Here is a 26,846-nt window from a genome sequence, read left to right on the forward strand (position 1 = left end):
TGAGACAATGTTGCAAATATGATAGTTTGCGATATTGCCTCAAGGGAGCCGCCGGATGGAATTCCTGCTGTTTGTATTTGGCGTGTTCACGCTGGGCGTTGCCTGGCGTGCGCGCAACGAAGCCCGCGAAGCGAGACGGATCGCCAATAAGTTGCAGCAGGAGCTGGCGACGTTGCGCGATGCTTTGCCTGCGGCGTCCACCAAGCCGATGCCCACGACGCCAGATGCGGTGGTGGTCGCGCGTTCCGCGCAAGCAGCCGCGCAGCCCAAGCCACCGACATCAGTTGCGCCGGCGGCGGCCGAGCCTGCAACGCCGTCGGAGTCGCTTGCAACGCCGGAGCCACTGGCACATGTTGCGCCGGAGGAGTCGCTCGCTGAGGCCGCGCTTGCGGTCGGCGCCGCGGCAACTGCCTCATCGGTGCCAGACGCCGAGACTTTGCCGGCGGACGTCCCTGAAACGCCGCGCCTGCCGATCCGCACGCCACCGCCGCCCAGCCAACCGCCGAAATGGCTGCTGGCCGCCAAAACCTGGCTCTTCGGCGGCAATCTGGTCGCCAAGCTCGGCTTGCTGATCCTGTTCATCGGCGTCAGCTTCCTGCTCAAGTACACCGCCGCGCGCGTCACCCTGCCGATCGAATTCCGTCTGGCCGGCATCGTCCTGGCGGACATCGCGGCGCTGGCCTGGGCCTGGCGCATCCGCCTGCGCCGGCCCGCCATCAGCCTGCCGGTGCAAGGCGCCGCGCTGGCGGTGCTGATGCTGGTCACCTTCGGCGCCTTCCGGCTCTACCACCTGATCCCCGGCGGCATGGCGTTCGCGCTGTTGCTGGTGTTGACCGTCTTTACATGCCTGCTGGCGGTGCTGCAGGATGCGATGTGGCTGGCGATCTTCGGCATCGTCGGCGGCTTCGCCACACCTATTCTCGCGTCCAGCGGCGGCGGCAGCCACATCGGGCTGTTCAGCTACTACGCACTGCTGAACGCCGGCGTGCTGTACCTGGCGCTGTACCGTTCGTGGCGTCCGCTGAACCTGCTTGGCTTCGCCTTTACCTTCGCCATCGGCACCACCTGGGGCGTGCTGCGCTACACGCCGGAGAACTACCTGTCGGTGCAACTGTTCCTGCTGCTGTTCTTTGCCTTCTACGTGTCGATCCCGTTGGCATATGCGCGCCAGCAGTCGGTCAAGCTGAAGAACTACGTTGACGGCACGCTGGTGTTCGGCACGCCGATGGCTGGCTTCGGTTTGCAGTTCAGCCTGGTGAAGGACATGCAATTCGGCGTGGCGTTTTCCGCGCTGACGCTGGGCCTGTTCTACATCGGCCTGACCACCATGCTGCGCCGCCGGCCGAAGCTGGCGCTGCTGTCGGACGCCTTCCTCGCGCTGGGCGTGGTGTTCGGCACGCTGGCGATTCCGTTCGCGCTCGACGGCCGCTGGACTTCCGGCGCCTGGGCGCTGGAAGGCGCCGGCATCGTCTGGATCGGCCTGCGCCAGAAACAGAAGATGGCGTGGATGTTCGGCCTGCTGGTGCAGGCGGGTGCATGGATCTCGTTCTTCGGCACTGTCACCGGCCTGTCGCCGCAACTGGCGATCGAATCGAATCTGTGGCTGGGCTTTATCCTGCTATCCATCACCGCCTTCCTGATGGCGACGCGCTTCCGTGCGCAGGACGACAGTAGCACCCGGCTGTTTGCCATGCTGGCGTCGGTGTTCCTGGCGTTTGCCTCGGTGTGGCTGATCGCCGGCGCGTGGACGGAGATCTTCCTGCGCACCAACGGCGTGGCGCAGGCCAACCTGCTGGTGATCAGTGCACTGCTGGCGTCGCTGGTGCTGTACTTTATCGCCCGCAAGATGACGTGGCGCCTGGCCAGCACGCTCGCCCTGGTCGCGCAAGCCATTGTTGGCGTGATGCTAGGCGTACTGGTGTCGCTGGAGGTGCTGTTCTCGCAGCAAGGAGACTGGCTTCATGTCTCGCCGAACCTGTTCGACAAGCCCATCCTGGGTGCGCTGCTGATCTGCGCAGCCGGCCTGTTCAGCAGCTGGGCATTGATGCGCAACAACGGTGCCAAGCCGGGCACCGTCAATCACGCGCTGTCGCGTATCACCATGCTGTGGGGCGGCCTGTGGTGGTACATCATGAGCGCGCCGGACCTGGCCGGCTGGCTGGCCGTGCGCTACGAGCTGCTGAGCAAAGACAACTGGTACGGCGCCGACGTGCTGGCCATGGCCGTCTACGGCATGCTGGTGGCCGCCAGCGCCATCCCGGCGACGCTTCTGGCGAAACGCCTGCAATGGCCATCGCTGCGCGTGCTGGCGACGCCGGCCTGGATCGGACTGGCAGTCGCCACCGCCGGCATGCTGGTGCAACTGTATTTCGACAACCATCTGCCGCGCGCCTCGGTCTGGCTGGCGTATGCGGCGCTGTGGCTGGCGGGCGAATGGATGCTGCGCCTCTGGCCCGCCAACGGCTGGCAACTCGGCGCGGTGCCGCTGCGCCTGGTGCACAGCCTGCGCACCGGCGGCCTGTGGCTGATGATCTGGCCGGTCGCGGCCATCTGGATCACGCGCTGGCTGCACGGCGGCGACAGCGAGGAAGCGCGCATGCTGGCCGAGGCCGGCTGGGAAACCAGCGCCAGTTGGGCACGCTTCATTCCAGCCTGGCTGATGATGGGCGTGATCGGCTGGCTGATGCAGCGCAGCCGTGCCGGCACATGGCCGGTCGCGCCGATTGCAGAGTGGTATCAGCGCCGCCTGACCCCGCTGGCGTGCACGTGGGCGCTGCTGCTGGTCGCCGTCTGGAACCTGTCGCAGAACGGCGCCATGGCGCCGCTGCCCTACCTCCCGCTGGCCAATCCGCTGGACCTGACCACCTGCTTTGCCCTGCTGCTGGCCAACAGCTGCTACCGCCTGCTGCACCAGACGCCGGCGACGCTGTTGCCCGCCTGGGTGCTGCCTCTGGCAGGTGCGCTGGTCGCCTACGGCTGGTTCAATCTGGCGCTGCTGCGCACGGTGTCGAACTACATGAACATTCCGTACGAATTCGACGCCATGTTCGGCTCGCAGTTTGTGCAGGCCATGCTGTCGCTGGTGTGGAGCGTCACCGCGCTGCTGCTGATGCGCTTCGCGGCCAAGCGTTCGATCCGCACCGTGTGGATCGGCGGCGCCACGCTGCTGGCCTTGGTGGTAGCCAAGCTGTTCCTGGTGGACCTGTCGAACGTGGGCGGCGTCGAACGCATCGTATCCTTCGTCGGCGTTGGTGCGCTGATGGTCGGCATCGGCTACCTGGCGCCGTATCCGACGCAAACCGAAAACACAGCGGAGACCGCATGAAGAAAATACTGATCGCCGCATACGCCGGCGCACTGACGACTGCCGCTTCGGCCAGCGACACGCCGCAGGACTACACCCACGTGCTGCCGCTGACCACCAGCGCCAAACAGGGCGTGCTGCAACTGCGCCTGCCCAAGGACGTCTACCTGCATGCGCGCTCGCCGATGCTGGACGACCTGCGCGTGTTCGACGCCAGCGGCACGCCGCAACCGTTCGCGCTGCGCACGCCCAGCTTCGCCACCCGCGTCAGCCACAGCGACAGGTCTCTGACCATCTTCCCGCTGATGAGCACAGCCGGCGCCGCATCCAAAATGGATCTGGACGTCAGCACCTCGACCGATGGCCGCCTTTTGTCCGTCAAGCTGAAGCCGGAAGCCGGCGCCTCGACGGCGCAACCGCAGCTGGCGGCGCTGGTGCTGGATCTGGGCAAGGACGCGGCCACCAAACCGATCGACGCGCTGCGCTTCACGCTGCCGGCCGGCGTGCAGGAATACAGCGCGCAGGTCTGGCTGGAAACCAGCAACGACATGAAGCGCTGGGACACCGTCGGCGCGGCCGAGCTGAACTGGCTGGTGAACAAGGATGCGCAAACGCTGGCCAACGACCGCCTGGCCTTCGACGCTCGCAGCTTCCATTACGCGCGCCTGAGCTGGCGCAGCGGCACGCCGGTTCAATTCGCCGGCATCATCGCCGAACAACCGACCGAAACCAGCACCGCGCCAGCCGGCGAGCAACTGGTGATTCCGGCCGCCACTGGCAAGCAGCCGCAGGATCTGGTGTACGCCACGCCGCCCGCCATCGCGCCGGCCACGGCCGGCTTGCAGTTCAGCGAAACCAATGTGGTACTGGCAGGCACGCTGGGCGTGTACCGCGAACTGCCGGCGCGCCAGGTGGGCCAAGGCGCGACGTGGCGTTTCGATCCGCTGGTCAGCTCGACCTTCTACCGCATCATGCAGGATGACCAGACGCGTAGTTCCGGCGATCTGGATGTGCCGCCGGTGCACGCGACGCAATGGGTGCTGCGTACCAACGCAGCGGCGACGGTCAAGCCGGCCTTGCGCCTGAACTGGCCGCCGGCCACGCTGGTGTTCCTCGCCAGCGGCAACGGCCCCTACACGCTGGCGGTCGGCCGCGAACGCGCCGTGCCTGCGGTGCGCGAGCTGTCGCAGGTGGCGCCGGGTTTTTCGGATTCGGAATTGCAGAAGCTGGAGCAGGTCAGCGCCGGCGCTGCCACGCAGCAGCAAGGCAGCGGCGCGCAGGACGCCAGCGCGGCCCTGGAAGCCGCTACGGCGGCCCAGCGGCGCCTGATCGCGCTGTGGGGCGTGCTGCTGCTGGGCGTGGCCGTGCTGGGCTTTATGGTTTGGCGGCTGGTGCGGCCATCACGTTCATCACCGCCAGCGTCATAGCCTGGGCGGCGGTCTTGATCGACGGTTCCGGCACCGGCGCGTAGTATGGCGAGTGGTTGAAGGCGACCGGCTTGCCGCCGTGCTCCGCTTCCGCCACCGCTTTCGGATCATAGACGCCGGTGAAGAAGAACATGCCCGGCACGCCCTGGTTCACGTACTGCGAAAAATCTTCGCTGGCGGTCATGGCCGGCATGCGCGACACGTTGGCGTCGCCGAAGGCTTTCTTCAGCACGCCCTCGGTGCGCGTCACCAGCGCCTCGTTGTTCTCGATGGCGACGCCGCCGGGGATCAGCTGCACGTCCGGCGCCGGCGCGTCGGCCATGGCTGCCGAGGCGTTGGCGACGCGGCGCACGCCGGCCAGGATTTTCTCCCGCACCGCCGGGCTGTAGCTGCGGATGGTGCCGCGCACTTTCACCGTGTCCGGAATGATGTTGCCGACCGTGCCGCCGTTGATGGCGCCGATGGTCACCACGCCGAATTCCTTCGGATCTTTCTCGCGGCTGATGATGGTCTGCACGTCGACCACGAAGCGGGCGGCGATGGTGATCGGATCGAGCGCCTTGTCCGGCGCCGAGCCGTGGCCGCCGCGTCCCTTGAAGGTGATCTCGATCGCATCGGAATTCGACGACACCGGCCCGCTGTTGTAGCCGATGGTGCCGTAAGCCAGCGGCCACGAGTGCAGCGCGAACGCGTAGTCCGGCTTGCCGAAACGCTTGAACAGGCCGTCCTCCAGCATGGCCTTGGCGCCGGACACGGTTTCTTCCGCCGGCTGGCCGATGAACATCAGCGTGCCCTGCCACTGCGACTTGAGCGCCACCAGCGCGCGTGCGCTGGCCAGCCAGGCCGTCATGTGGACGTCGTGGCCGCAACTGTGGGCGGCGCCGTTCTTGCTGGCGTATGGCAGGCCGGATTTTTCCTCCATCGGCAAGGCGTCCATCTCGGTGCGCACCAGCACCAGCGGGCCGGGCCCGTTCTTGTAGATGGCGACGATGCCGGTCTTGCCGACCTTCTCCGTGACCTCGAAACCGATCGTGCGCATTTCGGCCGCCAGTTTGGCGGCGGTGCGCTGTTCCTGGAAGGCGATCTCTGGATGCGCGTGCAAGTCCTTGTAGATCGTCTCCAGTTGCGGATACATGCCGTTGATGAGGGCGCCTGCATCCTGCGCCTGGGCGGCCGCGGCGGCCAGCAGTGCAACGATCGGTAAGAGTTTCATCGCTTCCTTTATTCGGTATGCAACTTGGTGGTGGCGGCGGGGAATTCGCCTTTGACGATTTGCGGCATGATCAGCAGCGATTTTTCGATGGCGCGCTCGATCAGTTCCTGGTCTTCGCGGCGCGGGCGGTGCAGCACGAAATCGGCCACCTGCTGCGCCAGGTTCAGCGAGCGCGGATGGCCGATGCCGAGGCGCAGCCGCCAGTAGTCCTGCGTGCCCAGCGCGGCGGTGATGTCCTTCAGGCCGTTGTGGCCGCCCGAGGAGCCGCCTTTTTTCAGGCGGGCGATACCGGGCAGCAGGTCCAGTTCGTCGTGCACGACCAGCACTTCGTCGGCGCTGATCTTGAAGAAGCGGCACAGCGCGCCGACCGACTGGCCGGAGCGGTTCATGAAGGTCAGCGGCTCCAGCAGATAGACTTCCTGGCCGGCGATGGCGGTCCTGGCCACCATGGCGTTGTACTTGGCTTCACGCTGCAGGCGCGCGCCGGTGTCGTTGGCGAGGTTGTCCACCAGCCAGAAGCCGGCGTTGTGGCGCGTTTGTTCGTATTCAGGGCCGGGATTGCCGAGGCCAACGATAAGACGGATGGGCATGACGTGATAACGATGTGATTGATACGTGATTATGGACGAAAAAAAACCCTGTCGCGCTGAACGCGATCTTGAGCGCGTTCAGGCTACAGGGTTTTTTAGCGAAGCGGTTTAAATTACTTCTTGGCTTCTTCGGTGGTCGCAGCAGCTTCAGCAGCAACGTGGCCAGCAGGTACCGATGCGGTAGCGATGGTCAGGTTGTTGCCGTGGGTGACAGCGGTCACGCCTTTTGGCAGGGTCAGGTCAGCAGCGTGAACCGAGTGGCCGACGTCCACGTTCGACAGGTCAACGGTGATGAATTCTGGCAGGTCGGCTGGCAGGCATTCGATTTCCAGTTCGTTGGCAACGTGGCTGATGGTCGCGCCGTGCAGTTTGACTGCTGGCGATACATCGGCGTTGGCGAAGTGCAGCGCCACTTTCATGTGGACTTTCTTGCCGGCGTCAACGCGCTGGAAGTCAGCGTGCAGAACCAGTTGTTTGAACGCGTGCATCTGGAAGTCGCGCAGCAGAACTTTCTCTGCCTTGCCGTCGATTTCCAGGTCCAGGATCGACGAGTGGAACGCTTCTTTTTTCAGCGCGTGGTACAGGGCGTTGTGGTCCAGGGCGATGGTCACCGGTGCTTCGGTACCGCCGTAGATGATGCCAGGGGTTTGGCCCGAATTGCGCAGGCGGCGGCTCGCTCCGGAACCTTGCAATTCGCGTTTGAATGCAACAACTTTCATGTGTAACTCCAATAATTAACAGGGCTTGCGCCCCGTGTGATGAAGCGCCCCGCGACCAGGCGCGCTTCGGGAAAAACGGCGCGCCCGGAAAAAACCGGGCGCGCCGCCTGAAAAACTTGGCTTGTCGAGACTGCTTAGTCGACGAACAGGGAGATCACGGAATCGCCCTTGATGATGCGTTTGAACGTTTCGGCCAGCAGCGGTGCGCAGGTCAGTTGACGGATCTTGGCGCACTGCTTGGCGGCGTCGGACAGCGGAATCGTGTCGGTCACCACCAGTTCGTCCAGCGACGAGCTGTTGATGCGGTCGATTGCCGGGCCGGACAGCACAGCGTGGGTGCAATATGCCACCACTTTCTTGGCGCCGCGCTCTTTCAGCACTTCCGCAGCCTTGACCAGGGTGCCGGCGGTATCGACCATGTCATCCATGATCACGCAGTTGCGGCCTTCGACGTCACCGATGATGTTCATCACTTCGGAGACATTGGCTTTCGGACGACGCTTGTCGATGATCGCCAGGTCGCAGCCCAGGCGCTTGGCCAGGGCGCGGGCGCGCACCACGCCGCCGACGTCCGGGGACACCACCAGCAGGTCTTCGTTGTGCTTTTTCTGCAGGTCGCCCAGCAGGATAGGCGAAGCGTAAATATTGTCGACCGGGATATCGAAGAAGCCCTGGATCTGGTCTGCGTGCAGATCCATGATCAGGACGCGCTCGACGCCGGCTTCTTCCAGCATGTTGGCGACCACTTTGGCCGAGATCGCAACGCGCGCCGAACGTGGGCGGCGGTCTTGACGGGCGTAACCAAAGTAAGGAATCGCAGCGGTGATGCGGCCAGCCGAAGCGCGTTTCAGGGCGTCAACCATCAGGATCAGTTCCATCAGGTTGTCGTTGGTTGGCGCGCAGGTCGATTGCAGCACGAAAACGTCTTTACCGCGGACGTTTTCGTTGATCTCGACCATGACTTCGCCGTCCGAGAATTTCGAAACGTTCGCTTTGCCGAGGGGGATGCCGAGATTTTTTGCGACTCCCTCTGCCAACGCAGGATTAGCGTTGCCGGTAAAAACCATCAGGTTTTCGTAAGCCATTGGGATTCCAGAGAAGTTGTAGAAGATTCTTTGAAGAGCCAGCGCAAGCGGCGCGGCACTGAACTAAATGGAATGAGGCGCATCGTGCGCCTCACTTTTTGCTCTATCTGGCCGGAGACTCGTGCCTCGACGGTTCCAGATACAAACGAATGGCAGGGGAACAAGGATTCGAACCTTGGTATGCCGGAATCAAAATCCGGTGCCTTAACCAGCTTGGCGATTCCCCTACGCAACTGACTGCTCGTCGTTACAGGCCGATATTCTACAGCCTTTTTCACGCTTCGCAAAATCTTTTTTGCCGCTTCACAACTTGGCACTGAATTTTCCGATGAGTGGATGCTGTTTCAGCGCTTTGGCTTTCCAGGCTGTCCACTGCGCTGGCACTTTTGCAAGTACCGCGTCGGCGTCCGCCTCGGTTGCTACCGCACTGAACACACATGCACCGGAGCCAGTCATCCTGGCATCGCCGTAAGCACCGAGCCATTCTACCGCTTCTGCTACCGGCGGGAATAACTTCGTTGCCACTTGTTGCAAGTCATTCTTTCCAAACCCCGATGTTCTGGAGTGGCTGGAAAAGTCCGTTATATTAACGAGCGGCGTGTCCCTTGTCAAATGTTCTGAACCAAAAATTGCAGCCGTGGGCACCATGACGCCCGGTTCGATAACCACATACCAACATTCCGGCGCCGATACCGCCTGCAGCGCCTCGCCCACGCCTTCGGCAAAGGCGGTTTCGCCAAAGATGAAGAACGGGATGTCGGCGCCCAGCGGCAGGCCCAGCGCCATCAGTTCCTGCTTGCTCAGGCCGGCATTCCACAGCTGGTTCAGCGCCATCAGCGTGGTGGCCGCGTCGGACGAACCGCCGCCGACGCCGCCGCCCATCGGCAGGATCTTGTCGATTTCAATATTCACGCCGCGCGGCAAGGCGCCCGTGCGGCGCAGCACCTCGGCCTGCAGCAGCCTGGCGGCGCGGATGATCAGGTCGCTCTCTTCCGGCACGCCGGGCAGGTCGGTCACGCGGCGCAGCGCGGTGTCGTCGCGCAGCGTGAAGTGCAGCATGTCGCCATGGTCGATCAGCTGGAACACGGTTTGCAGCAGGTGGTAGCCGTCGGCGCGGCGGCCGTTCACGTGCAGGAACAAGTTGAGCTTGGCCGGAGCCGGGCAGTTTTTCAGCGCAGTGTTGAGTTCGGTCATGCCGGCATTTTACTTCTCGGACGGAAAGATGACGACGCGGATGTTGACGTCATCCACCGCCTCGCCCAGCACGATGCGGGTGGCGTCGATGCGCTTCGGTTGCGGCACGGCGGCCTGGTCGTCCTGCCAGCTGACGTAGTCCAGCTTCCAGCCGTCGCGCGTGATGACGGTGTCGTTGGCGGGCGAGGCGACAAAGCGTTTGCCGTCGCGGTCGGTGGCGTAGCCCTGCAGCCACTCGCGCAGGCCGGAGACCGGCAAGGTCCAGCCCAGCGCTTTGCGCGTCAGCGTATCGAGGTCCGGCGCGCGCTGCGGCGGCTTGCCGCTTTCAGTCAGTGTGGCCGAGGCCGGCGTGACATTGATCACGGCCGCCGTCTGCCCGGTCGGCAAGGTCAGCGTGACGTCGGTGGTGGTGCTGGTCTGCTGCCAGTTGAAGGAGACGGTCAGCGATTCCTTCTTGCCGTCGTGACTGTAATTGACGCCGATGCGGCCGGCCAGTGCGACCTCGTCGCGATACGGCGCCACGGTGGCGCTGGAGACCGGGCCGGAGGGCGTGGTGGCGCAGCCGGCAACAGTGGACAGGGCAAGGGCGATCAGCAGTGGTCGTAGCATTTATACACTTCGCATTAGAGGCTTTGATTCAGGCGCGCCAGCGTGCTCTTCAGCGCGTCGTTTTTCGGGTCCTTGCTGTGCGCTTCCTGCCACAGCTTCTGCGCGCCGGCGACGTCGCCTTTGACGAACAGCACCTCGCCGAGGTGCACGGCGATTTCCGGATCGTTGCGCAGGGTGTAGGCGCGGCGCAGGAAGGATTCCGCTTCGTTCAGGTTACCCATGCGGAACTGCACCCAGCCCATGCTGTCCATGATGAAGGGATCGCCCGGCGCCATCTTCATCGCCTTGTCGATCAGCGAATAAGCTTCCGGCAGGCGCTCGTTGCGCTCGGCCAGCGAGTAGCCCAGCGCGTTGTAGGCGTGCTGGTTGTCCGGCGCGGCGATCATCACCTGGCGCAGGGCTTTTTCCATCAGCTCCACCTGACCCAGCTTTTCCGCCACCAGCGCGAAGTCGTACAGCAGGTCGGGATTGCCCGGATAGCGCTTCAACGCGTTTTCCAGCACCACGTAGGCGGCGCGGTGGTCGCCGGCGTCGCGCAGCAGCTGGGCGTCGGTCTGGAACACCTGGGCCTGGTCGTTCGGATCGGCCGGCGTCAGTTCGGCCAGCTGCCTGCGGGCGTCATCGACATTGCCTTTGCGGGCGGTCAGCACCGCCATCTTCATGCGCGCGGCCAGGTAGATTTTTTCATCGCTGCCGTCGACCTTTTCCAGCCAGTTGTAGGCGGCGTCCAGGTCGCCGCGCTGCTCGGCGATCTGCGACAGGATCATCAGCACCTTGGAGGGGTCGCGCTCGTCGTTGGGATGATCCTCCAGCGCGGCGATGAAGCGGGTGAAGTATTTCTCGGCTTCCGGCAGATTGTCGGACTGCATCGACATCACGCCGAGCGCGTACAGCGTGGCGATGTTGTCCGGCTGGTCGTTCAGCAGGATCAGGAACTGTTTGCGGCCTTCGTCGAACTGCTTGTTGTCCACCAGGATGCGGGCGTAGGCGGCGCGCACCTCGGCCGACTTCGGATACTTGTTCAGGAAGCCGCTCAGTTGCTTGAGCGCGCCGTCGATATCGCCCGACACCTGGGCGCTGGTCAGGATCGCCAGTTCGGAATCCGGCTTGATGGCCAGCGCCTTGGCCGACTCGTCGCGCGCGCGCGCCAGGTCGTTCAGGCTGAACGCGCCCTGCGACAGGATCAGGTGGGCTTCGAGCGTGTCGTCATACGGCATCAGCACGCGCTCCTGCAGCGTGAAGGCGGCGTTCTTGTCCTTGGCGCGCAGCAGGTACTGCTGCATCTGGAACATCACCAGCGGGCGCGCGGCCGGCTTGGCTTTTTTCAGGCGTTCCTCGAACAGCGCTTCCGCCTCGCCGAGGTCGTCGGCCACCACGGCAAAGCCGAGGAAGTACTGCACCGCCTCGTCCGACTCCGGCGCCAGGCTGCGCCACAGGCGGATGGCGGCCACCGCTTCGCCGCTCTGCTTGGCGGTCAGCGCCATTTCGGCGGCGCGCTTGGCCAGGCGCGGATCGCGGGTCTGCTGGGCCAGCGACATCATGGTGATGTACGGGCCCTGCCACTGACCCTTCTTGAACTCCAGTTCGGCCTTGGTGATGCGGAACAGCAGATCGCCCGTCAGCTCGGTATTCGGCAGCACTTCCGGCGCCGGGGCCGGCGCTTCGGCGACAGCCGGCGCTTCCGCCTCGGCGGGCGCGGCGGGCTGCGGCGCAGCGGCGGACGCGGCCGGTTTTTCCGGCGCGATGGCACACGCCGACAGCATGGCAGAGAGGGTTACAATGGCGAAAGCGTTTTTCAAGGGTAGATCCTGGCAGGTCAGCAAAGTACAGTCAGATTTTACGCCGATCGCATCGCGGGCGGAGTTTGACTAGTGTAACCAAATATTCCGCCACGGCCAGACGTTACCCGCCTTTATTTCCTCAGCCCTAAGAGACAGTTGCCAGACAGATGCCAGAATTACCAGAAGTCGAAGTCACCCGGCGCGGCGTCGCGCCCCATGTCGAAGGCCGCACCGTGCGCCAGGTGGTGCTGCGCCGCGAGGGTTTGCGCTGGCCCTTCCCGCCCGAGCTGCCGCAGCTGCTGGCGCAGCGCAAGGTGCTGCGCACCGGCCGCCGCGGCAAATACCTGCTGATCCATTTCGAGCATGGCACGCTGATCATCCACCTCGGCATGTCGGGCCATTTGCGGGTGATGGCGCCGGGCATCGAGCCGGAAAAGCACGACCACTTCGACCTGGAGGTCAGCGGTCCGGAAGGCAACCAGGTGCTGCGCATGAAAGACCCGCGCCGCTTCGGCGCCGTGCTGTGGCACGACGACGCCGACGGCGACCTGGAACACCACGTACTGCTGCGCGGCCTCGGCGTGGAGCCGCTGGAAGCGGGCTTCAGCGGCAAATTGCTGTACGATCAGACCCGGCAGCGCAGCGCGCCGGTCAAGCAGGTGCTGCTGGCGGGCGATATCGTGGTGGGTGTCGGTAATATTTATGCATCGGAAAGCCTGTTCCGCGCCGGCATCAATCCGAAGACGCCGGCCAAGCGCATCAGCCTGGCGCGCTACGAGAAACTGGCGCAGGCGGTGCGCGAGATCCTGGCCGAGGCCATCGTCCAGGGCGGCAGCACGCTGCGCGACTTTATCAGCGTCAACGGGCAGTCCGGGTATTTCCAGCAGACGTATTTCGTCTATGATCGGGCTGGCGTGCCCTGCCGCGTGTGCGCGGCGCCGGTGCGCCAGATCAAGCAGGGCCAGCGCTCCACCTTCTATTGTGTGAATTGCCAAAAATAAGGGCAGACTGATGATGGTCAGGGATTTCGAACAATACAGCGCCTGGCGGCAAGGCGTGGTCACCGCACTGAAGAATTATCAGTCGTGGGTGGCGGGCGCATCCCTGACCGACGCCGCCACCGACCAGCGCATCACGCGCACGCTGGCGCGGCTGGCCGACGACAAGCTGTCGGTGGCCTTTGTCGCCGAATTCTCGCGCGGCAAGTCGGAACTGATCAACGCCATCTTCTTTGCCGAGTACGGCCAGCGCATCCTGCCGTCGGCGGCCGGCCGCACCACCATGTGCCCGACCGAACTGCTGTGGGACCACACGCTGGCGCCGTCGATCCGCCTGCTGCCGATCGAGACGCGGGCCGACAACCTGTCCACCAGCGACTACCGCGAGCAGCCGGCCGCGTGGACCGTGCTGCCGCTGAACCTGGACGCCGGCGCCGACATGCACGAAGCCTTCAAGCAGGTCAGCAAGACGCGCTACGTGCCGGTCGAGGAAGCCAAGCGCTACGGCCTGTACGACGAGGACGATCCGGACATGCCGGTCACGCTGGACGAGCACGGCCAGGTGGAGATTTCGCTGTGGCGGCACGCCATCATCAACTTCCCGCATCCGCTGTTGAAGCAGGGCCTGGTGATCCTCGACACGCCGGGCCTGAACGCCATCGGCACCGAGCCGGAGCTGACGCTGAACCTGATTCCGAACGCGCACGCGGTGTTGTTCATCCTGGCGGCCGACACCGGCGTGACCAAGAGCGACATCGAAGTCTGGCGCAACCACATCGGCGCCGGCGCCGGCCGCCTGGTGGTGCTGAACAAGATCGACAGCATGTGGGACGAGCTGCGCAGCGAGGACGACGTCAACGCCGAGATCGAACGGCAGCAGGCCAATGTGGCGCATGTGCTGGCGCTGGAGCCGCGCCAGGTGTTTCCGGTGTCGGCGCAGAAGGCGCTGGTGGGCAAGATCAACCGCGACGTGGCGCTGATCGCGCGCAGCCGCCTGCACGCGCTGGAAGGCGCGCTGTTCAACGAGCTGATTCCGGCCAAGAAGGACATCGTGCGCAAGCAGCTGACCGAGGAATTGCAGGCGCTGAACACGGCGCAGCTGGGCATGCTGAACGGCCGCGCGCGCGGCATCGTCGAGCAGCTGCACGAGCTGCGCAGCCTGCGCGGCAAGAACCAGAGCGTGATCGCCCACATGATGCGCCGCATCGACGTGGAGAAAAAAGAATTCGACGCCAGCCTGTTCAAGCTGCAGGCGACGCGCGCCGTGTTCACGCGTTTGTCGACCGAGCTGTACACCAGCATGGGCATGGACATCGTGCGCGACGACATCGAACTGGTGCGCCAGGAGATGCAGCGCAGCCGCTTCTTCACTGGCGTGCGCGAGGCGGTGCGCGGCTACTTCGAGCGCACCCGCGCCAACCTCGACGCGGCCGAGCGCAAGACGCTGGAAATCAGCGAGATGATGGGCGTGATGTACCGCCGCTTCTCCGCCGAGCACGGCCTGACGCTGGCGCTGCCGATGCCGTTTTCGCTGGACCGCTACCGTGACGAGCTGGCCAGCATCGAGGCGATCTACTACAAGACCTTCGGTACGGCGACGCTGATCACCACCAGCCGCGTGACCCTGATGGAGAAGTTCTTCGACACCATCGCCTCGCGCGTGCGCGGCTGCTTCCGCTCGGCGAACAACGACGCCGAGGCGTGGCTGAAGGTGATCATGGCGCCGCTGGAGGCGCAGATCCGCCAGCACAAGGATCAGTTGAAGCACCGGCTCGGTTCGATCCAGCGCATCCACGATGCGACCGACAGCCTGGAACAGAAGATTGACGCGTTCGAGCACAGCCAGCAGGAGCTGGAGGTGCAGAAGACGCGCCTGAATGAACTGGCCGGTGCGATCAGCATCGCCATCAACGCGGAATTCGTGGCGCTCGACGCCGCCGCCTAATCTAGGAACAGAATGAAAGTTGTAGCAGTAGAGAATTTTGCAGACCCGAGTTTTTCGGCCGACCTGATCGGCTGGCAAAAAGTGCATGGCCGCCATGTGCTGCCGTGGCAGAACACCCGCGACGCCTACCTGATCTGGCTGTCGGAAATCATGTTGCAGCAGACGCAGGTGTCGGCGGTGCTGGGCTATTACGCGCGCTTCCTGGAGCGCTTCCCTACCCTGCGCGACCTGGCCGCCGCGCCGGTCGAGGATGTGATGGCGCAGTGGAGCGGCCTGGGCTACTACACGCGGGCGCGCAATCTGCACAAGTGCGCGCAGCGCGTGGTGGCCGAGTATGACGGCGTGTTTCCTTCCGATCCTTTGTTGCTGGCGGAGCTGCCGGGCATCGGCCGTTCGACGGCGGCGGCGATCGCGGCGTTTTCCAGCGGCCGGCGCGCGGCCATCATGGACGGCAACGTCAAGCGCGTGTTTGCGCGCGTGTTCGGCATCGATACCTATCCGGGCGAGCGCAAGACCGAGGAAGCCATGTGGCGACGCGCGGAGGCGCTGTTGCCGGAGGTGGGCATCGAGTCGTACACGCAGGGCTTGATGGACATGGGCGCGACCTTGTGCACGCGCAGCAGTCCGTCGTGCGAGCGTTGCCCGATGCAGCCGCGCTGCGTGGCGTTCGCCACCAGCCGCACCAAGGATCTGCCGGTGCGCAAGCCAAAGAAGGCGACGCCGGAGAAGCATGCGGTGATGCTGGCGATCGTCGACGGCGGCCAGGTGCTGCTGGAGCAGCGGCCGCCGAGCGGTATCTGGGGCGGGCTGCTGTCGCTGCCGGAACTCGACGGCCACGTGGTGGCGGAGGATGACGAGGTGGCGCCGGCCGATGACGATGCCTTGCTGCGCGCGGTGGGCAAGTTCGGCCAGATGGAATCGTGTGAACGCCTGTCGACGGTGACGCATGTGTTCACGCACTACAAGCTGCACATCGCGCCCTACCGCGTGACATTGGCGAAGCGGTTGCCGATGGCCGCCGAATCCGGCCACGTCTGGCTCGACGCCGCCCGCATCGCCGACGCCGCCCTGCCGGCGCCGATCAAGAAGCTGCTGCTGGAACTGGTGGGCGACAGCCGCGAGGCCCAGCAGCGGATGTTCTAGAGGTATTTGATGGCAGCAATGGCGAGCGCGACGATGGTGAGCTGCAAGCCAAAGGTCCACCGCAGCATGGTGGCGATGGCCCGGTCGATTTTGCCACCGAGTTCCTCGCGGACCTGATCAATCTTGCCGTCGAGTCGAGTAAGGCCAACGTCCATCTTGCCGTCAAGTCGGGTAAAGCCAGCGTCCATCTTGCCGTTGAGTTCGGTATGCAGGAGGTCAATCTTGGCGTTGAACTCAGCATGCATGAGGTCAATTTTGCTGTTGAGTTCGTTACGAACGATGTCAATCCTGGCGTCAGTCTTGGCGAAGCCGACGCCCACTTCTTCGCGCAACGCTGAGAATTCATCCCTGCGGACGTAATTGGACTGGATGACGGCGACGTCCGTCTCCAATGTGCTGACACGCTCGGTGATTTGCTGATCCATGGCGGCCTCCCGTTCCTCATCATCGACCGCGCAAGGCGCAACGTCAAGCGCGGCGCTTGCCGTGCTTGAGGCAGATCAGAGCTCGTCGAGCGAGAACAGGCGGCGGTGTTCGCGGATGGCGTAGCGGTCGGTCATGCCGGCGATGTAGTCGGCAATCTTGCGCGCCTGCTTGTTCACGTCGCCCGATTTGTCCTGGTAATCCGGCGGCAGCAGCACCGGCTCGGCCATGAAGGACTCGAACAGCTCGCGCACGATGCGGCTGGCCTTCACCCGCATGCGGTTGACCTTGTAGTGACGATACAGATTCGCATGCAGGAAGCGCTTGAGCTCGGTTGCATCCTTGCGCATGCCCTCCGAAAAACGGATCAGCGGCGGCGCCGCGCGCACGTCGTCGATATGCTTCGGCGCCGCCTCGGCGATGCGCGCGCTGGACGTGACGATCAGGTCGTCCGCCAGCGCCGTGATCAGGCGGCGCAAGGTTTCGTAAATCGCGCGCCGGCCCGACAGGCCGGGAAACGCCAGCTGCACATCGCGCCACAGCCGCGCAAAGAAATCCACCTGCTCCAGCTGCCCGATGGTGATCAGGCCGGAACGCAGGCCGTCGTCGATATCGTGGCTGTTGTAGGCGATCTCATCCGCCAGATTGGTCAGCTGCGCCTCCAGCGACGGCTGCGTGCGGTCGATGAAGCGCTGCGCCACCGGTCCCAGCACGCGCGCATTGTTCAGCGAGCAGTGCTTGAGAATGCCCTCGCGCGTTTCAAACATCAGATTCAGGCCGTCGTAGGCGCCGTAGTGCTCTTCGAGCTCGTCGACCACGCGCAAGCTTTGCAGGTTGTGCTCGAAGCCGCCATGGTGCTGCATGCACTCGTTGAGCACATCCTGGCCGACGTGGCCGAACGGCGTGTGGCCCAGGTCGTGCGCCAGCGAAATCGCCTCCACCAGGTCCTCGTTCAGGCGCAGGTTGCGCGCCAGCGAACGGCCGATCTGCGCCACCTCCAGGCTGTGGGTCAGCCGGGTGCGGAACAGGTCGCCTTCATGGTTGAGGAACACCTGGGTCTTGTACTCGAGCCGGCGGAACGCCGACGAGTGGATGATGCGGTCGCGGTCGCGCTGGAACTGGCTGCGCGACGCATGCGCCGTCTCCGGATGATGGCGGCCGGCGCCGCCTTCCGAATGGGCCGCGTAGGGAGCGAGGTATTCTTCCGGCGACATCGCGGCCTCCCCGCTCAGACGCAGGCGGCCAGCGTCGCCAGCAGCAGCTCCCGCGGCGCGTTGGTGATCTTCGGCGCACCCAGCGGATTGAGCAGGATGAACTTGATGGCGCCGCCTTCGTTCTTCTTGTCGACTTCCATCAACTCCAGCCAGCGTTCGGCGCCCAGGTCGGGCGCCTTGACCGGCAGGCCGGCCGCCGCCACCAGCGCGCGCACGCGCGCGACCGACGCCGCGTCGATCAGGCCCATGCGCTGCGACAGATCGGCCGCCATCACCATGCCGCAGCCGACCGCTTCGCCGTGCAGCCACTCGCCGTAGCCGAGGCCGTTTTCGATGGCGTGGCCGAAGGTGTGGCCGAAATTCAGGATGGCGCGCAGCCCGCCTTCGCGCTCGTCCTGGCGCACCACGTCCGACTTGATTTCGCACGAGCGGGCGATGGCGTAGGCCAGCGCGCCCTTGTCGCGCGCCACCAGCTTGCCGATATTGGCTTCGATCCAGTCGAAGAAGGCGGCGTCGATGATGGCGCCGTGCTTGATCACTTCCGCCAGGCCGGCCGCCAGTTCGCGCGCCGGCAGCGTTTCCAGCGTCGAGGTATCGGCGATCACCGCGCGCGGCTGGTAGAAGGCGCCGATCATGTTCTTGCCCAGCGGGTGGTTGATGCCGGTCTTGCCGCCCACCGACGAGTCGACCTGCGACAGCAGCGTGGTCGGCACCTGGATGAAGTCGACCCCGCGCATATAGCTGGCGGCCGCAAAGCCGGTCAGGTCGCCGATCACGCCGCCGCCCAGCGCCACCAGCGTGGTCTTGCGGTCGGCCTTGTTTTCCAGCAGCGCATCGAAGATCCGCATCAGGCTGGTCCAGTTCTTGAATTCCTCGCCGTCCGGCAGGATCACGGACATGACCTGCTTGCCGGCGTCGCGCAGGCCGCGCTCGACGCGTTCCAGGTACAGCGGCGCCACGGTGGTGTTGGTGACGATGGCCACCTTGCTGCCGTGCACATGGCGCGCCAGCAAGGCGGTGTCGTTGAGCAGCGCCGGGCCGATGGAAATCGGGTAGCTGCGCTCGCCCAATTCGACGTTTAACAGGATGGTGGATTGTTCGTTCATCGATGGTTGTGCGTAGGTCACACAGTTGGGCGCGGCCTCGCAGGCCTGGGTTTCCAACTGGTTCAAAATGGTCTGAACCATCGATTGTACGTTAGGACGGCCGGTATCGATGACCAAATCGGCAATTTCCGTGTACAAAGGATCACGCACCGCCATCAATTCTTCCAGTTTCTTGCGCGGATCGGCGGTTTGCAGCAGCGGCCGGTTCTTGTCGTGGGCGGTGCGCTGCAGGATGCTGTGCACGGTCGCGCGCAGGTACACCACGGTGCCGCGCGACTTGAGCAGGGCGCGGCTCTCGGCGTTGAGGACGGCGCCGCCGCCGGTGGCCAGCACCAGTCCCTCCTGGCCGCACAGCTCGCGGATCACCTCGGCTTCACGGCGGCGGAAGCTGGCTTCGCCCTCGATTTCAAAGATCCACGGGATCGACGCGCCCGTGCGCGCCTCGATCTCGTGGTCGGAATCAATAAACTTCAGCCCCAGCTTGCGCGCCAGGATGCGGCCGATGGTGGTCTTTCCTGCCCCCATCAGGCCGACTAAAAACACATTTTGCATGCACGATCCAAGTTATAACGGGTTACTGCACTGCGTCGACACCCCGTATGGACTGCTGGCGCCGGGCGGGCGGACAGTTTGCGACGTGTAATCGGTACTCAATCCTATCAAGTGTACCAGAGAGGTGTAGCGGGACTCCGTGCCGCTGGCCTGGCCGCGAATGGTCAGGTTGACATCGAGCCAATAAACCCGGTCGCGCGGATACACCAGCGACACCGTGGCGCGGCCGCTGGCGTCGGTGGTCACGCTCGGCGTGACGGTGACCGGAATGCCCGGATCGAGCACGCCGTTGCCGTTGGCGTCTTCGCCGGCGTCGAGGATGCCGTTGTTGTTGGCGTCCTCGTTGGCGCAGGCGGTGCGCGACACCGGCTCCCACGGACCGCTCGGCGCGGTATAGGCCAGCACGCCCTTGTAGTAGACGGTCGGCAGCACCGAGGCGGTCAGGTTGACGCCCGGCACCGCATTGCCGGCGGCGTCGGTGACGATCACCACGTAGTCGAGCTGGTAGGTGGTGCTGCCCGGCGTGCCGACGGTGTTGCCGGTGCCGGCGCTGATGAACATCGATTTCTGCGCCACCGTCAGGGTCGCCGTGGCGCTGGCGTTGGAACCACCGTTCAGGCGCGCCTGGATGCGCACGCCGTTGGTGGCGGTGACCGAGCTGCCGGCGATGAAGCTGGCGGTGGCGGCGCCGTCGGCGCCGGTGATCGCCACCGACGGCTCGGTCAGGCGGCCGCCGCTCGGATCGCTGAGGATGGAGAACGACACGCTGGCGTTCTGGACCAGGTTATTCTGCGCCGTGCCGTCGCGCACCACCGCGCGCAGGGTGGCCTGTTCGCTGGTGCTGCCGCCGGTGTTGGTGCCGATGGTGGCCGGATCGACCTGCAGCGTGATGGTGGACGAGCCGGTGACCGGCGCATAGAACGCCAGCGTGGTCTGGGTGGTCTGGCCGGCGGCGTTGGCGGTCAGCGTGGCCACGCCGGGGCCGGTGGCGTTGACAAAGGCGGTGGCGGCGCCGCCGGACAGGGCCAGCGCGCCGTTCAGCGGCGCGCCGCAGCCGGCGTCGCTGTAGATGGTGCCGCGCGAGGTGCTGAGGGTGACGCTGGCGCCCGGCGCATTGGTCACGGCCACCTGCTGGCAGCCGCCGATCGGCGCCGCCGCTTCGACATTGCCGCTGCCGTCCAGCACGCGCACCGCGAAGGTCGACGAATTGATGCTGATGCCGGTCGAGGCGATTTCCCCCATGGCCTTGACGGTGATGACGTCGGCCGTGCCGCCGCTGGCGGTATAGCTGAGCACCAGCTGGCCGGCGGAATTGGTGACCGCCGCGCCGCCGCCCTTGACGGTCAGCGAGTTGGCGTTGGCGCTGTAGCTGACCGGCGTGCCGACCAGCGCGTTGCCGGCCGAATCGACCAGCTTGACGGTGACGTCGGCGCTGGCGCCGGCGCTGATGGTCGGCGCGGCGCTGATGGTCAGCACATTGCCGCTGACGCGCACCACGATCGGCGTGGCGGTGGCGCCCGGCACGCTGGCGCTGACGGTGATGTTGCGCGAGGTGGCGTCGCTGCCGATGCCCAGCGTGCCGGTGACGATGCCCTGGGCGCTGGTGACCGGGTTGGCCACGGTCAGGCTGCCGGAATCGGACTTCAGGCTGACGGTCACGTTCGGCACCACGTTGTTGTTGGCGTCGCGCACCAGCGCGGTGACGGTGACGTTCTTGGTGCCGCCGGACGGCAGCGTGCCGGAGTCGGCGGTCAGCGTCAGGGTCGGCACGGCGTTGACCACCTGTACCGTGATGGCGCTGGATTTGGCGTTGCCGGCGCTGGCGGTGATGGTGATGGTGCGCAGCGACGCATCGCCCTTGACGCTGAGTTTTTCCACCACCTGGCCCGAGGTGTTGGTGCTGCGGTTGGTGCTGGTGATGGTGCCCGAGCTGGCGCTGAAGCTGACCGTCTCACCGGCCAGCGCATTGCCGCCGGCGTCCTTGACGATGGCCGTCAGGGTCACCTCGGTGCCGTCCAGGCCGGACGAGGCGATGGTGGTGGCGTCGGCCGTCAGCGTCACGCTGGCCGCCTTCGATGGCGCCACGCCGGCGCTGTTGGTGCCCGGCGAACCGCCGCCGCCGCCGCACGCGGCTAACAGGCCCGCGCAGGCAAGCGCCGTCAGCCATTCCTTGAATTTATTCATGAATGCATCCCATCGTTGTCGATTGATTCAACCTAGCGTGCCGAGGACAGCTTTTCGGCGACGATCTTCGGCGTGATAAACACCAGCAGCTCCGTCTTGTCGTTGGTGCGGGTATTGCTGCGGAACAGATAGCCCAGCACCGGCACATCGCCCAGCAGCGGGACCTTGTCGGTGGTGCTGCGCTCGGTGAGCTGGTAGATGCCGCCCAACACCACGGTGCCGCCGTTGTCGACCATCACCTGGGTCTTGACGTGCTTGGTGTCGATGGCGAAGCCGGAGCGGGTTTCCTGGCCGACGCTGTCCTTGTTGACGTCGACGTCGATGACGACGTTGCCGTCCGGCGTAATCTGCGGCGTCACTTCGAGCCGCAGGTTGGCCTTGCGGAACTGGATCGAGGTGGCGCCGCTGCTGGTGGCCACCTGGTACGGCAGCTCGATGCCCTGCTCGATCAGCGCCACCGACTTGTCGGAGGTGATCACGCGCGGGCTGGAGATGATCTTGCCGGTGCCGTCCTCTTCCAGCGCCGACAGCTCCAGGTTGAGGAAGCGGTTGGCGGCCGAGGAGAACAGGCTGACCGCCAGGCTGCCGGCCTGGGCGCCGTTGATGCTGGCGGCCGGCAGGTTGACGAACTGGCTGTTGGCGTAGCTGTTGGCGCCGACCGCCACCTGGCCGGTGGTTTCGCCGACCCCGGTGATGTTGCCGCCGATGCCGATACGGGTGTTGCCGCTGCCGAGCTGGTAGCCGGAGTCGCCGCCGCGCTGGGTGCGCAGGTCGGTGAAGCCGAGCTTGGCGCCGAGGTTGCGGGTGAAGGTGTCGCTGGCCTCGACGATGCGCGCTTCGATCAGCACCTGCTTGGTGGCGATGTCGGTCTTGGCGATCAGGCGGCGCACGTCTTCCAGCTTGGACGGGATGTCGGTGACGAACAGCTGGTTGGTGCGCGGCTCGATGATGGCGCTGCCGCGCTTGGACAGGATGCGGTTCTTGCTGTCGCCGCCGTCGAGGCCGAACACCAGCTTGAACGCTTCGGCCTTCTGGTAGTTGAGCTGGAAGATTTCCGACTTTAGCGGTTCCAGGTCGGCGATCTGGGCGCGCTGCTCCAGTTCCAGTTTTTCCTTGGTCAGCAATTCCTCTTTCGGCGCGATCCAGATCACCGAGCCGTTCTTGCGCATGTCCAGACCCTTGGCCTGCAGGATCACGTCCAGCGCCTGGTCCCACGGCACTTCCTTCAGGCGCAGCGTCAGGTTGCCGGCGACGCTGTCGCTGGTGATGATGTTGAGACCGGAGATGTCGGCGATCGCCTGCAGCGCCGCGCGCACTTCGACGTTCTGGAAATTGAACGACAGCTTCTCGCCGCGATAGCCCTGCGAACCCTGGGTCAGCTTGTTCGGATCTTCCTTGATCGGCTTGATGTCGACCACCAGCTGGGTGTCGCTCTGGTAGACGGTCTGTTCCCACAGGCCGCGCGCCTCGATGGTCAGGCGCGTGTTCTCGCCCTGCGGCACGGTGGTGACCTGCGACACCGGGGTGCCGAAGTCGCCGACGTCAAGCTTGCGGCGCAGGCTTTCCGGCACGCCGGTCTTGAGGAACTCGACCACCACGCCGGTCGGCGTCTGGCGCACATCGACCGCCACCTGGTTGTTGGGCAGATCGACCACGACCCGGCCTTCGCCGTTGGCGCCGCGGCGGAAATCGAGATCGCGCAACAGCTGTTTGCCGGCCGGCGCGGCGGCCGTCTTGGCCACCGGCAGGCCGGCGCCGTCGACCGCCGTGGCCAGGCCGCCGGAGCCGTCGATGGTCAGGATCACCGTGTTGCCGTCGATGGCGGTGGCGTAGTTCAGCGAGCGCTTCAGGTTGAACACCAGCCGCGAGCGTTCGCCGGCCTGCACCAAGTTCACGCCGCGCAGCTCGCCCTGGTTCAGTTCCAGCGAGGTCTTGCCGGTAGCGTTGACGGTGGCGCCGAAGTCGAGCGCGATGCGCGCCGGATTGCTGATGGCGAAGTTGATCGGCAGCTTGTCCGGCGCGTTGCGCAGCTTGATGCGGACGATGACGTTGGCGCCCTGCTGGCTGGCGGAGATCGCCTCGATGGCGTTGGCGGCGACGCTGGACGCCGCCGGCGCCGCGGTCTGCGCCTGGGCGCCGGCGGCGAACTGCAAGGCCAGCGCGATGGCCAGCACAGGCGCCCAAGTGGCGGCGGCCAAGGCGCGCCGGGCCGTGAGATGAGCGGTCATTTGGTGTTCTCCTTGCTTTCCTGCAGTTCCAACTTGGACAGGCGCTCGACCCAGTCGCCGGTGGCGTCCTGGACGATTTCCTTGACGGTGACAGTGTTGTCGCTGATGCCGGTGATGCGGCCGTAGTTCTCGCCCAGGTGCTGGCCCACCACCACCTGGTGCACGGCGCGGTCGACCTGCAGCACGGCGTGCATCACGCCCTTCTTCTCGATGGTGCCGACCATCTTGATGGTGTCGAGCGGATAGGACTCCAGCAATTCCTTGCGGCGCTCCATGTCCGGCTTGAGGCCGTTGCCGCCGCCGCTGGCGGCCTGCTTGGCCAGCTCGGCCAGCAGCTTGTTGGGATTGAACGGGTCGATCTCGTCCTTGCGCGCGTAGGCGTAGGGGATGAACACCTTGGGTTCGGCGATGGGCGGCACCCGCACCTGGGTCTGGGCGTCGACCTGCTTCATCCAGCTGCGCACTTCCTGCACGTCGCTGTCGCCGCAGCCGGCCAGCAGGCACAGGGCCATCAGGGATGCGAGAAGCGTCTTCATGATTTTTTCGCCGCCTTCTTCTTGTCGGCGGCGGCCTTGCGCTGCGCGGCCACCTCTTCCGGATCGAGGTAGCGGAAGGTCTTGGCCACCGCCTCCAGGGTCAGCGTGCCGTCCTTGCCGGTGTTCAGCGCCAGGTTGTTGAGGGTGACGATGCGCGACAGGTTGGCGATGTCGCCGGTGAAGGCGCCGATGTCGTGGTAGTTGCCGGTGATCTTGAGATCGATCGGCAGCTCGGCGTAGTAATCCTTGATCACCACCTGCTGCGGCTTGAACAGGTCGAACTGCAGGTCGCGGCCGGAACCGGCCTGGTTGATGTCGGTCAGCAGCGCGGCCATCTCGGCCTTGCTTGGCAGCTGTTTCTGCAGGCGCTCGACGTACTGGTCGACCTGGGCCTTCTGCGCGCGCAGCGCATCGAGGTTGATCGCCTGCGCGGTCTTGAGCTTGTACTCGCCGCGCAGCTTTTCCTCAAGCTGGAGGCCGGCGTCCTGCTCCTCGAACTGCGAGCTCCAGTAGCCGAAGTAACCGGCCGCGCACACCGCCAGCGCCACGCCGATGGCGCACAGCACACGCGGCGCCAGCGGCCACTGGCCCGGATGGCGGCCGTTGAGGTCGCGGAACTGGTCGGCCAGGTCCGCAAACAATTCGTTGAGGTTGATGTTTGCCTTGGCCATTATGCGTGCCCCGCTGCTTTGGCCGGCGGCAGGCCGCTGGCCGGTGCGCCGGGCGCCTTGGCTTTGGCCCCCTCTTCCGGCTTGTCCTTGTCGCGCGGCCGCTTGATGAACACGGTCAGGTTGAACTCCACCACCTTCTTGGCGGTCTTGCCCTGGCCCAGGCCGGTGGACTTCACTTCGATCAGGTCCGGCCGTTCCAGCCACGGCGACACGCCGGCCAGGTTGCGCAGCAGTTCCGACACCCGCTCCTGCGATTGCGCATAGCCGTTGACCGCCACCTTCTGGCCGTCCTGGCGGAACGATTTGAGGTAGACGCCGGCCGGCGTCTGCGTCACCAGTTCATCCAGCAGGTAGACCGGCTGGTTGCGGTCGCCCTGCAAATCCTCGACCGCCTGCTGGCGCGCCTTGAGCGCCTCGATTTCCTGCTTCAGCGTGGCGATCTCGGCGATTTTCTTGTCGAGGCCGCTAATGGCGGTTTTCAGTTCCGTGTTGCGCGCATCCTGGATCGAGATGGCGCGCGCGTTGTAGCCGCCCACCAGCAGCACGATGCCGACGCCGATGACGCCGCCCAGCGCCAGCAAGGCGAAGAAGGCCTGCTTCTTCTGCTTGCGTTTTTCTTCGCGGTGCGGCAGCAGGTTGATGCGTATCATCAGTCGAACCTCCGCAGGGCCAGGCCGCAGGCCACCAGGTAGGCCGGCGCGTCGAGCCGCAGCTGCGACTCGCGCACGGACGAACCGATCTGCATGCCCTTGAACGGCGAGATCACCGCGCTGGAAATGCGGGTGCGGCTGGCCACCAGTTCCAGCAGGCCGGGGATCAGCGCGCAGCCGCCGGCCAGGTACAGCTGGTCGACCTTGGTGTACGGCGTGGAGGTGTAGAAGAACTGGATGGCGCGCGTGACTTCCAGCGCGGCGCTTTCCAGGAACGGCGTCAGCAGTTCGGCATGGTAGTTGTCCGGCAGGTCGCCGGTTTTCTTGCGCGCCTCGGCCTCGTCGAAGGACATGCCGTAGCTGCGCACGATGTCCTGGGTCAGCGCGTTGCCGCCGAACGGCTGTTCGCGCTCGTAGACGGTGACGCCGTCGAGCATCACGGAAATATGGGTGACCTGGGCGCCGATCTGGAACAGCGCGATGACCTGGCCGGCGCCGGCTTCCGGCAGTTGCGTGACGACGCGGTCCAGCGCGGCGCGCGCGGCGTAGGATTCGATGTCCATCACGGTGGCCTTGAGGCCGGACGCTTCGGCGATCGCCACCCGGTCCTCTACCTTTTCGCGGCGCGAGGCGGCCAGCATGACTTCGATGTCGTCGGCCGAATTGGCGGCCGGGCCGATGACGTCGAAGTCCAGGCTGACCTCGTCCAGCGCGAACGGGATGTACTGGCTGGCTTCGGATTCGACCTGCACTTCCAGCTGGTCTTCCGGCAGCCCGGCCGGCAGGATGATTTTCTTGGTGATGACCGACGCCGGCGGCATGCCCAGCGCCGCGTGGCGCGCGCGGGTGCCGCTCTTCTTCCAGACGCGGCGCACCGCTTCCACCACCTGGTCCATGTTTTCGATGTTGCCGTCGGTGACGGCGTTGCGCGGCAGCGGCTCGGCGGCGTAGCGTTCCAGCTTCAGTTCGCCCTTGGCGCCCTGCACCAGTTCCACCAGCCGCACGCTGGAAGTGCTGATATCGATGCCCACCAGCGGCGGGCTGCCTTGGCCCAGCAGGGCCTTGAAATCGATCATACGAGGCCTCCGGCGCCATGGCTGGCGCCAGCACAGCAGTGCATCCGAGCATGTTGTCGAACTGTTTGCATAACGGAACTCGTTTGAAAACCAGCATTTAGACGGCTTATATCAGCCTGTACATTAAATCGAGCCTATTTAAGTGTAAAGGTATTTCTACTGTGCACAATTGTGTGGGTGTGAGGGTTTCACCACACT

21 protein-coding genes and 1 tRNA gene are annotated in these 26,846 nt (G+C 65.1%); 5 read left to right on the top strand and 17 right to left on the bottom strand.

Features of this window, described 5'->3' with window-relative positions; genetic code table 11:
* Positions 1-55: 55 nt before the first annotated feature.
* Positions 56-3,325, top strand: coding sequence for a DUF2339 domain-containing protein (locus GJ695_RS09105; RefSeq protein WP_154364004.1), 3,270 nt, complete (start codon positions 56-58; stop codon positions 3,323-3,325).
* On the top strand, positions 3,322-4,731 hold the full coding sequence (locus GJ695_RS09110; protein WP_154364006.1) for a DUF3999 family protein: 1,410 nt from the start codon (positions 3,322-3,324) through the stop codon (positions 4,729-4,731). The genes GJ695_RS09105 and GJ695_RS09110 overlap by 4 nt, the downstream gene beginning before the upstream one ends.
* On the opposite strand, the gene GJ695_RS09115 is transcribed toward GJ695_RS09110, so the two are convergent.
* The 8 genes from GJ695_RS09115 to GJ695_RS09150 all read right to left on the bottom strand — a co-directional run bounded on the left by GJ695_RS09115 (position 4,679) and on the right by GJ695_RS09150 (position 11,904).
* The gene (locus GJ695_RS09115) at positions 4,679-5,944 is read right to left on the bottom strand and encodes an amidohydrolase (protein ID WP_154364008.1); all 1,266 of its coding nucleotides are present in this window, start codon (positions 5,942-5,944) and stop codon (positions 4,679-4,681) included. The two genes, GJ695_RS09110 and GJ695_RS09115, sit on opposite strands and share 53 nt — an antisense overlap.
* A gap of 8 nt (positions 5,945-5,952) precedes the next feature.
* A complete protein-coding gene (pth, locus tag GJ695_RS09120) occupies positions 5,953-6,534 on the bottom strand; it encodes an aminoacyl-tRNA hydrolase (protein ID WP_154364011.1) in 582 nt (193 codons plus the stop codon).
* 113 nt (positions 6,535-6,647) lie between these two features.
* A complete protein-coding gene (locus tag GJ695_RS09125) occupies positions 6,648-7,253 on the bottom strand; it encodes a 50S ribosomal protein L25/general stress protein Ctc (protein WP_154364014.1) in 606 nt (201 codons plus the stop codon).
* A gap of 134 nt (positions 7,254-7,387) precedes the next feature.
* Positions 7,388-8,338, bottom strand: coding sequence for a ribose-phosphate pyrophosphokinase (locus tag GJ695_RS09130; RefSeq protein ID WP_154360328.1), 951 nt, complete (start codon positions 8,336-8,338; stop codon positions 7,388-7,390).
* A gap of 150 nt (positions 8,339-8,488) precedes the next feature.
* Positions 8,489-8,565: transfer RNA gene (locus GJ695_RS09135), tRNA-Gln, on the bottom strand.
* Between the two features lie 76 nt (positions 8,566-8,641).
* The gene (gene ispE / locus GJ695_RS09140; protein ID WP_154364016.1) at positions 8,642-9,532 is read right to left on the bottom strand and encodes a 4-(cytidine 5'-diphospho)-2-C-methyl-D-erythritol kinase; all 891 of its coding nucleotides are present in this window, start codon (positions 9,530-9,532) and stop codon (positions 8,642-8,644) included.
* Positions 9,533-9,541: 9 nt separating this feature from the next.
* Positions 9,542-10,141, bottom strand: coding sequence for an outer membrane lipoprotein LolB (locus GJ695_RS09145; RefSeq protein WP_154364018.1), 600 nt, complete (start codon positions 10,139-10,141; stop codon positions 9,542-9,544).
* Between the two features lie 14 nt (positions 10,142-10,155).
* Entirely contained in the window at positions 10,156-11,904 is a 1,749-nt protein-coding gene (locus GJ695_RS09150) for a tetratricopeptide repeat protein (protein WP_154364200.1), read from the bottom strand.
* A 185-nt stretch (positions 11,905-12,089) separates the two neighbouring features.
* On the opposite strand from GJ695_RS09150, the gene mutM reads away from it, so the two are divergent.
* The 3 genes from mutM to mutY are packed head-to-tail and all read left to right on the top strand — an operon-like array spanning position 12,090 to position 16,008.
* Positions 12,090-12,923, top strand: a complete 834-nt coding sequence (gene mutM / locus GJ695_RS09155; RefSeq protein ID WP_154364021.1) for a bifunctional DNA-formamidopyrimidine glycosylase/DNA-(apurinic or apyrimidinic site) lyase — start codon at positions 12,090-12,092, stop codon at positions 12,921-12,923.
* Between the two features lie 13 nt (positions 12,924-12,936).
* Positions 12,937-14,865 (top strand): dynamin family protein, encoded by a 1,929-nt coding sequence (locus tag GJ695_RS09160; protein WP_154364202.1) that lies wholly within the window; start codon positions 12,937-12,939, stop codon positions 14,863-14,865.
* A gap of 12 nt (positions 14,866-14,877) precedes the next feature.
* On the top strand, positions 14,878-16,008 hold the full coding sequence (gene mutY, locus GJ695_RS09165; RefSeq protein ID WP_154364023.1) for an A/G-specific adenine glycosylase: 1,131 nt from the start codon (positions 14,878-14,880) through the stop codon (positions 16,006-16,008).
* On the opposite strand, the gene GJ695_RS09170 is transcribed toward mutY, so the two are convergent.
* The 9 genes from GJ695_RS09170 to GJ695_RS09210 form a co-directional block, all read right to left on the bottom strand.
* Complete coding sequence (locus GJ695_RS09170) at positions 16,005-16,433, bottom strand: hypothetical protein (protein ID WP_154364026.1); 429 nt, start codon at positions 16,431-16,433, stop codon at positions 16,005-16,007. The two genes, mutY and GJ695_RS09170, sit on opposite strands and share 4 nt — an antisense overlap.
* 75 nt (positions 16,434-16,508) lie before the next feature.
* Positions 16,509-17,645 (bottom strand): deoxyguanosinetriphosphate triphosphohydrolase, encoded by a 1,137-nt coding sequence (locus GJ695_RS09175; RefSeq protein WP_154364028.1) that lies wholly within the window; start codon positions 17,643-17,645, stop codon positions 16,509-16,511.
* 14 nt (positions 17,646-17,659) lie between these two features.
* A complete protein-coding gene (aroKB, locus tag GJ695_RS09180; RefSeq protein ID WP_154364030.1) occupies positions 17,660-19,303 on the bottom strand; it encodes a bifunctional shikimate kinase/3-dehydroquinate synthase AroKB in 1,644 nt (547 codons plus the stop codon).
* Between the two features lie 12 nt (positions 19,304-19,315).
* A complete protein-coding gene (locus tag GJ695_RS09185) occupies positions 19,316-21,487 on the bottom strand; it encodes a beta strand repeat-containing protein (RefSeq protein WP_154364032.1) in 2,172 nt (723 codons plus the stop codon).
* A gap of 32 nt (positions 21,488-21,519) precedes the next feature.
* Complete coding sequence (locus GJ695_RS09190) at positions 21,520-23,715, bottom strand: type IV pilus secretin PilQ (RefSeq protein ID WP_154364034.1); 2,196 nt, start codon at positions 23,713-23,715, stop codon at positions 21,520-21,522.
* Entirely contained in the window at positions 23,712-24,251 is a 540-nt protein-coding gene (locus GJ695_RS09195) for a pilus assembly protein PilP (protein ID WP_154364035.1), read from the bottom strand. The genes GJ695_RS09190 and GJ695_RS09195 overlap by 4 nt, the downstream gene beginning before the upstream one ends.
* Entirely contained in the window at positions 24,248-24,922 is a 675-nt protein-coding gene (locus GJ695_RS09200; protein ID WP_154364037.1) for a type IV pilus inner membrane component PilO, read from the bottom strand. The genes GJ695_RS09195 and GJ695_RS09200 overlap by 4 nt, the downstream gene beginning before the upstream one ends.
* On the bottom strand, positions 24,922-25,572 hold the full coding sequence (locus GJ695_RS09205; protein WP_154364039.1) for a PilN domain-containing protein: 651 nt from the start codon (positions 25,570-25,572) through the stop codon (positions 24,922-24,924). The genes GJ695_RS09200 and GJ695_RS09205 overlap by 1 nt, the downstream gene beginning before the upstream one ends.
* The gene (locus tag GJ695_RS09210) at positions 25,572-26,648 is read right to left on the bottom strand and encodes a pilus assembly protein PilM (protein ID WP_154364041.1); all 1,077 of its coding nucleotides are present in this window, start codon (positions 26,646-26,648) and stop codon (positions 25,572-25,574) included. The genes GJ695_RS09205 and GJ695_RS09210 overlap by 1 nt, the downstream gene beginning before the upstream one ends.
* Positions 26,649-26,846 lie beyond the last annotated feature (198 nt).

The organism is Duganella alba, assembly GCF_009674495.1.
Classification (GTDB): domain Bacteria; phylum Pseudomonadota; class Gammaproteobacteria; order Burkholderiales; family Burkholderiaceae_D; genus Rugamonas; species Rugamonas alba.

Excerpts from the sequence above, each read along its gene's own strand:
- GJ695_RS09105 (WP_154364004.1), top strand. The coding sequence starts at position 56 with ATGGAATTCCTGCTGTTTGTATTTGGCGTGTTCACGCTGGGCGTTGCC.
- GJ695_RS09110 (WP_154364006.1), top strand. The coding sequence starts at position 3,322 with ATGAAGAAAATACTGATCGCCGCATACGCCGGCGCACTGACGACTGCC.
- GJ695_RS09115 (WP_154364008.1), bottom strand. The coding sequence starts at position 5,944 with ATGAAACTCTTACCGATCGTTGCACTGCTGGCCGCCGCGGCCGCCCAG.
- pth (WP_154364011.1), bottom strand. The coding sequence starts at position 6,534 with ATGCCCATCCGTCTTATCGTTGGCCTCGGCAATCCCGGCCCTGAATAC.
- GJ695_RS09125 (WP_154364014.1), bottom strand. The coding sequence starts at position 7,253 with ATGAAAGTTGTTGCATTCAAACGCGAATTGCAAGGTTCCGGAGCGAGC.
- GJ695_RS09130 (WP_154360328.1), bottom strand. The coding sequence starts at position 8,338 with ATGGCTTACGAAAACCTGATGGTTTTTACCGGCAACGCTAATCCTGCG.
- ispE (WP_154364016.1), bottom strand. The coding sequence starts at position 9,532 with ATGACCGAACTCAACACTGCGCTGAAAAACTGCCCGGCTCCGGCCAAG.
- GJ695_RS09145 (WP_154364018.1), bottom strand. The coding sequence starts at position 10,141 with ATGCTACGACCACTGCTGATCGCCCTTGCCCTGTCCACTGTTGCCGGC.
- GJ695_RS09150 (WP_154364200.1), bottom strand. The coding sequence starts at position 11,904 with ATGCTGTCGGCGTGTGCCATCGCGCCGGAAAAACCGGCCGCGTCCGCC.
- mutM (WP_154364021.1), top strand. The coding sequence starts at position 12,090 with ATGCCAGAATTACCAGAAGTCGAAGTCACCCGGCGCGGCGTCGCGCCC.
- GJ695_RS09160 (WP_154364202.1), top strand. The coding sequence starts at position 12,937 with ATGGTCAGGGATTTCGAACAATACAGCGCCTGGCGGCAAGGCGTGGTC.
- mutY (WP_154364023.1), top strand. The coding sequence starts at position 14,878 with ATGAAAGTTGTAGCAGTAGAGAATTTTGCAGACCCGAGTTTTTCGGCC.
- GJ695_RS09170 (WP_154364026.1), bottom strand. The coding sequence starts at position 16,433 with ATGGATCAGCAAATCACCGAGCGTGTCAGCACATTGGAGACGGACGTC.
- GJ695_RS09175 (WP_154364028.1), bottom strand. The coding sequence starts at position 17,645 with ATGTCGCCGGAAGAATACCTCGCTCCCTACGCGGCCCATTCGGAAGGC.
- aroKB (WP_154364030.1), bottom strand. The coding sequence starts at position 19,303 with ATGCAAAATGTGTTTTTAGTCGGCCTGATGGGGGCAGGAAAGACCACC.
- GJ695_RS09185 (WP_154364032.1), bottom strand. The coding sequence starts at position 21,487 with ATGAATAAATTCAAGGAATGGCTGACGGCGCTTGCCTGCGCGGGCCTG.
- GJ695_RS09190 (WP_154364034.1), bottom strand. The coding sequence starts at position 23,715 with ATGACCGCTCATCTCACGGCCCGGCGCGCCTTGGCCGCCGCCACTTGG.
- GJ695_RS09195 (WP_154364035.1), bottom strand. The coding sequence starts at position 24,251 with ATGAAGACGCTTCTCGCATCCCTGATGGCCCTGTGCCTGCTGGCCGGC.
- GJ695_RS09200 (WP_154364037.1), bottom strand. The coding sequence starts at position 24,922 with ATGGCCAAGGCAAACATCAACCTCAACGAATTGTTTGCGGACCTGGCC.
- GJ695_RS09205 (WP_154364039.1), bottom strand. The coding sequence starts at position 25,572 with ATGATACGCATCAACCTGCTGCCGCACCGCGAAGAAAAACGCAAGCAG.
- GJ695_RS09210 (WP_154364041.1), bottom strand. The coding sequence starts at position 26,648 with ATGATCGATTTCAAGGCCCTGCTGGGCCAAGGCAGCCCGCCGCTGGTG.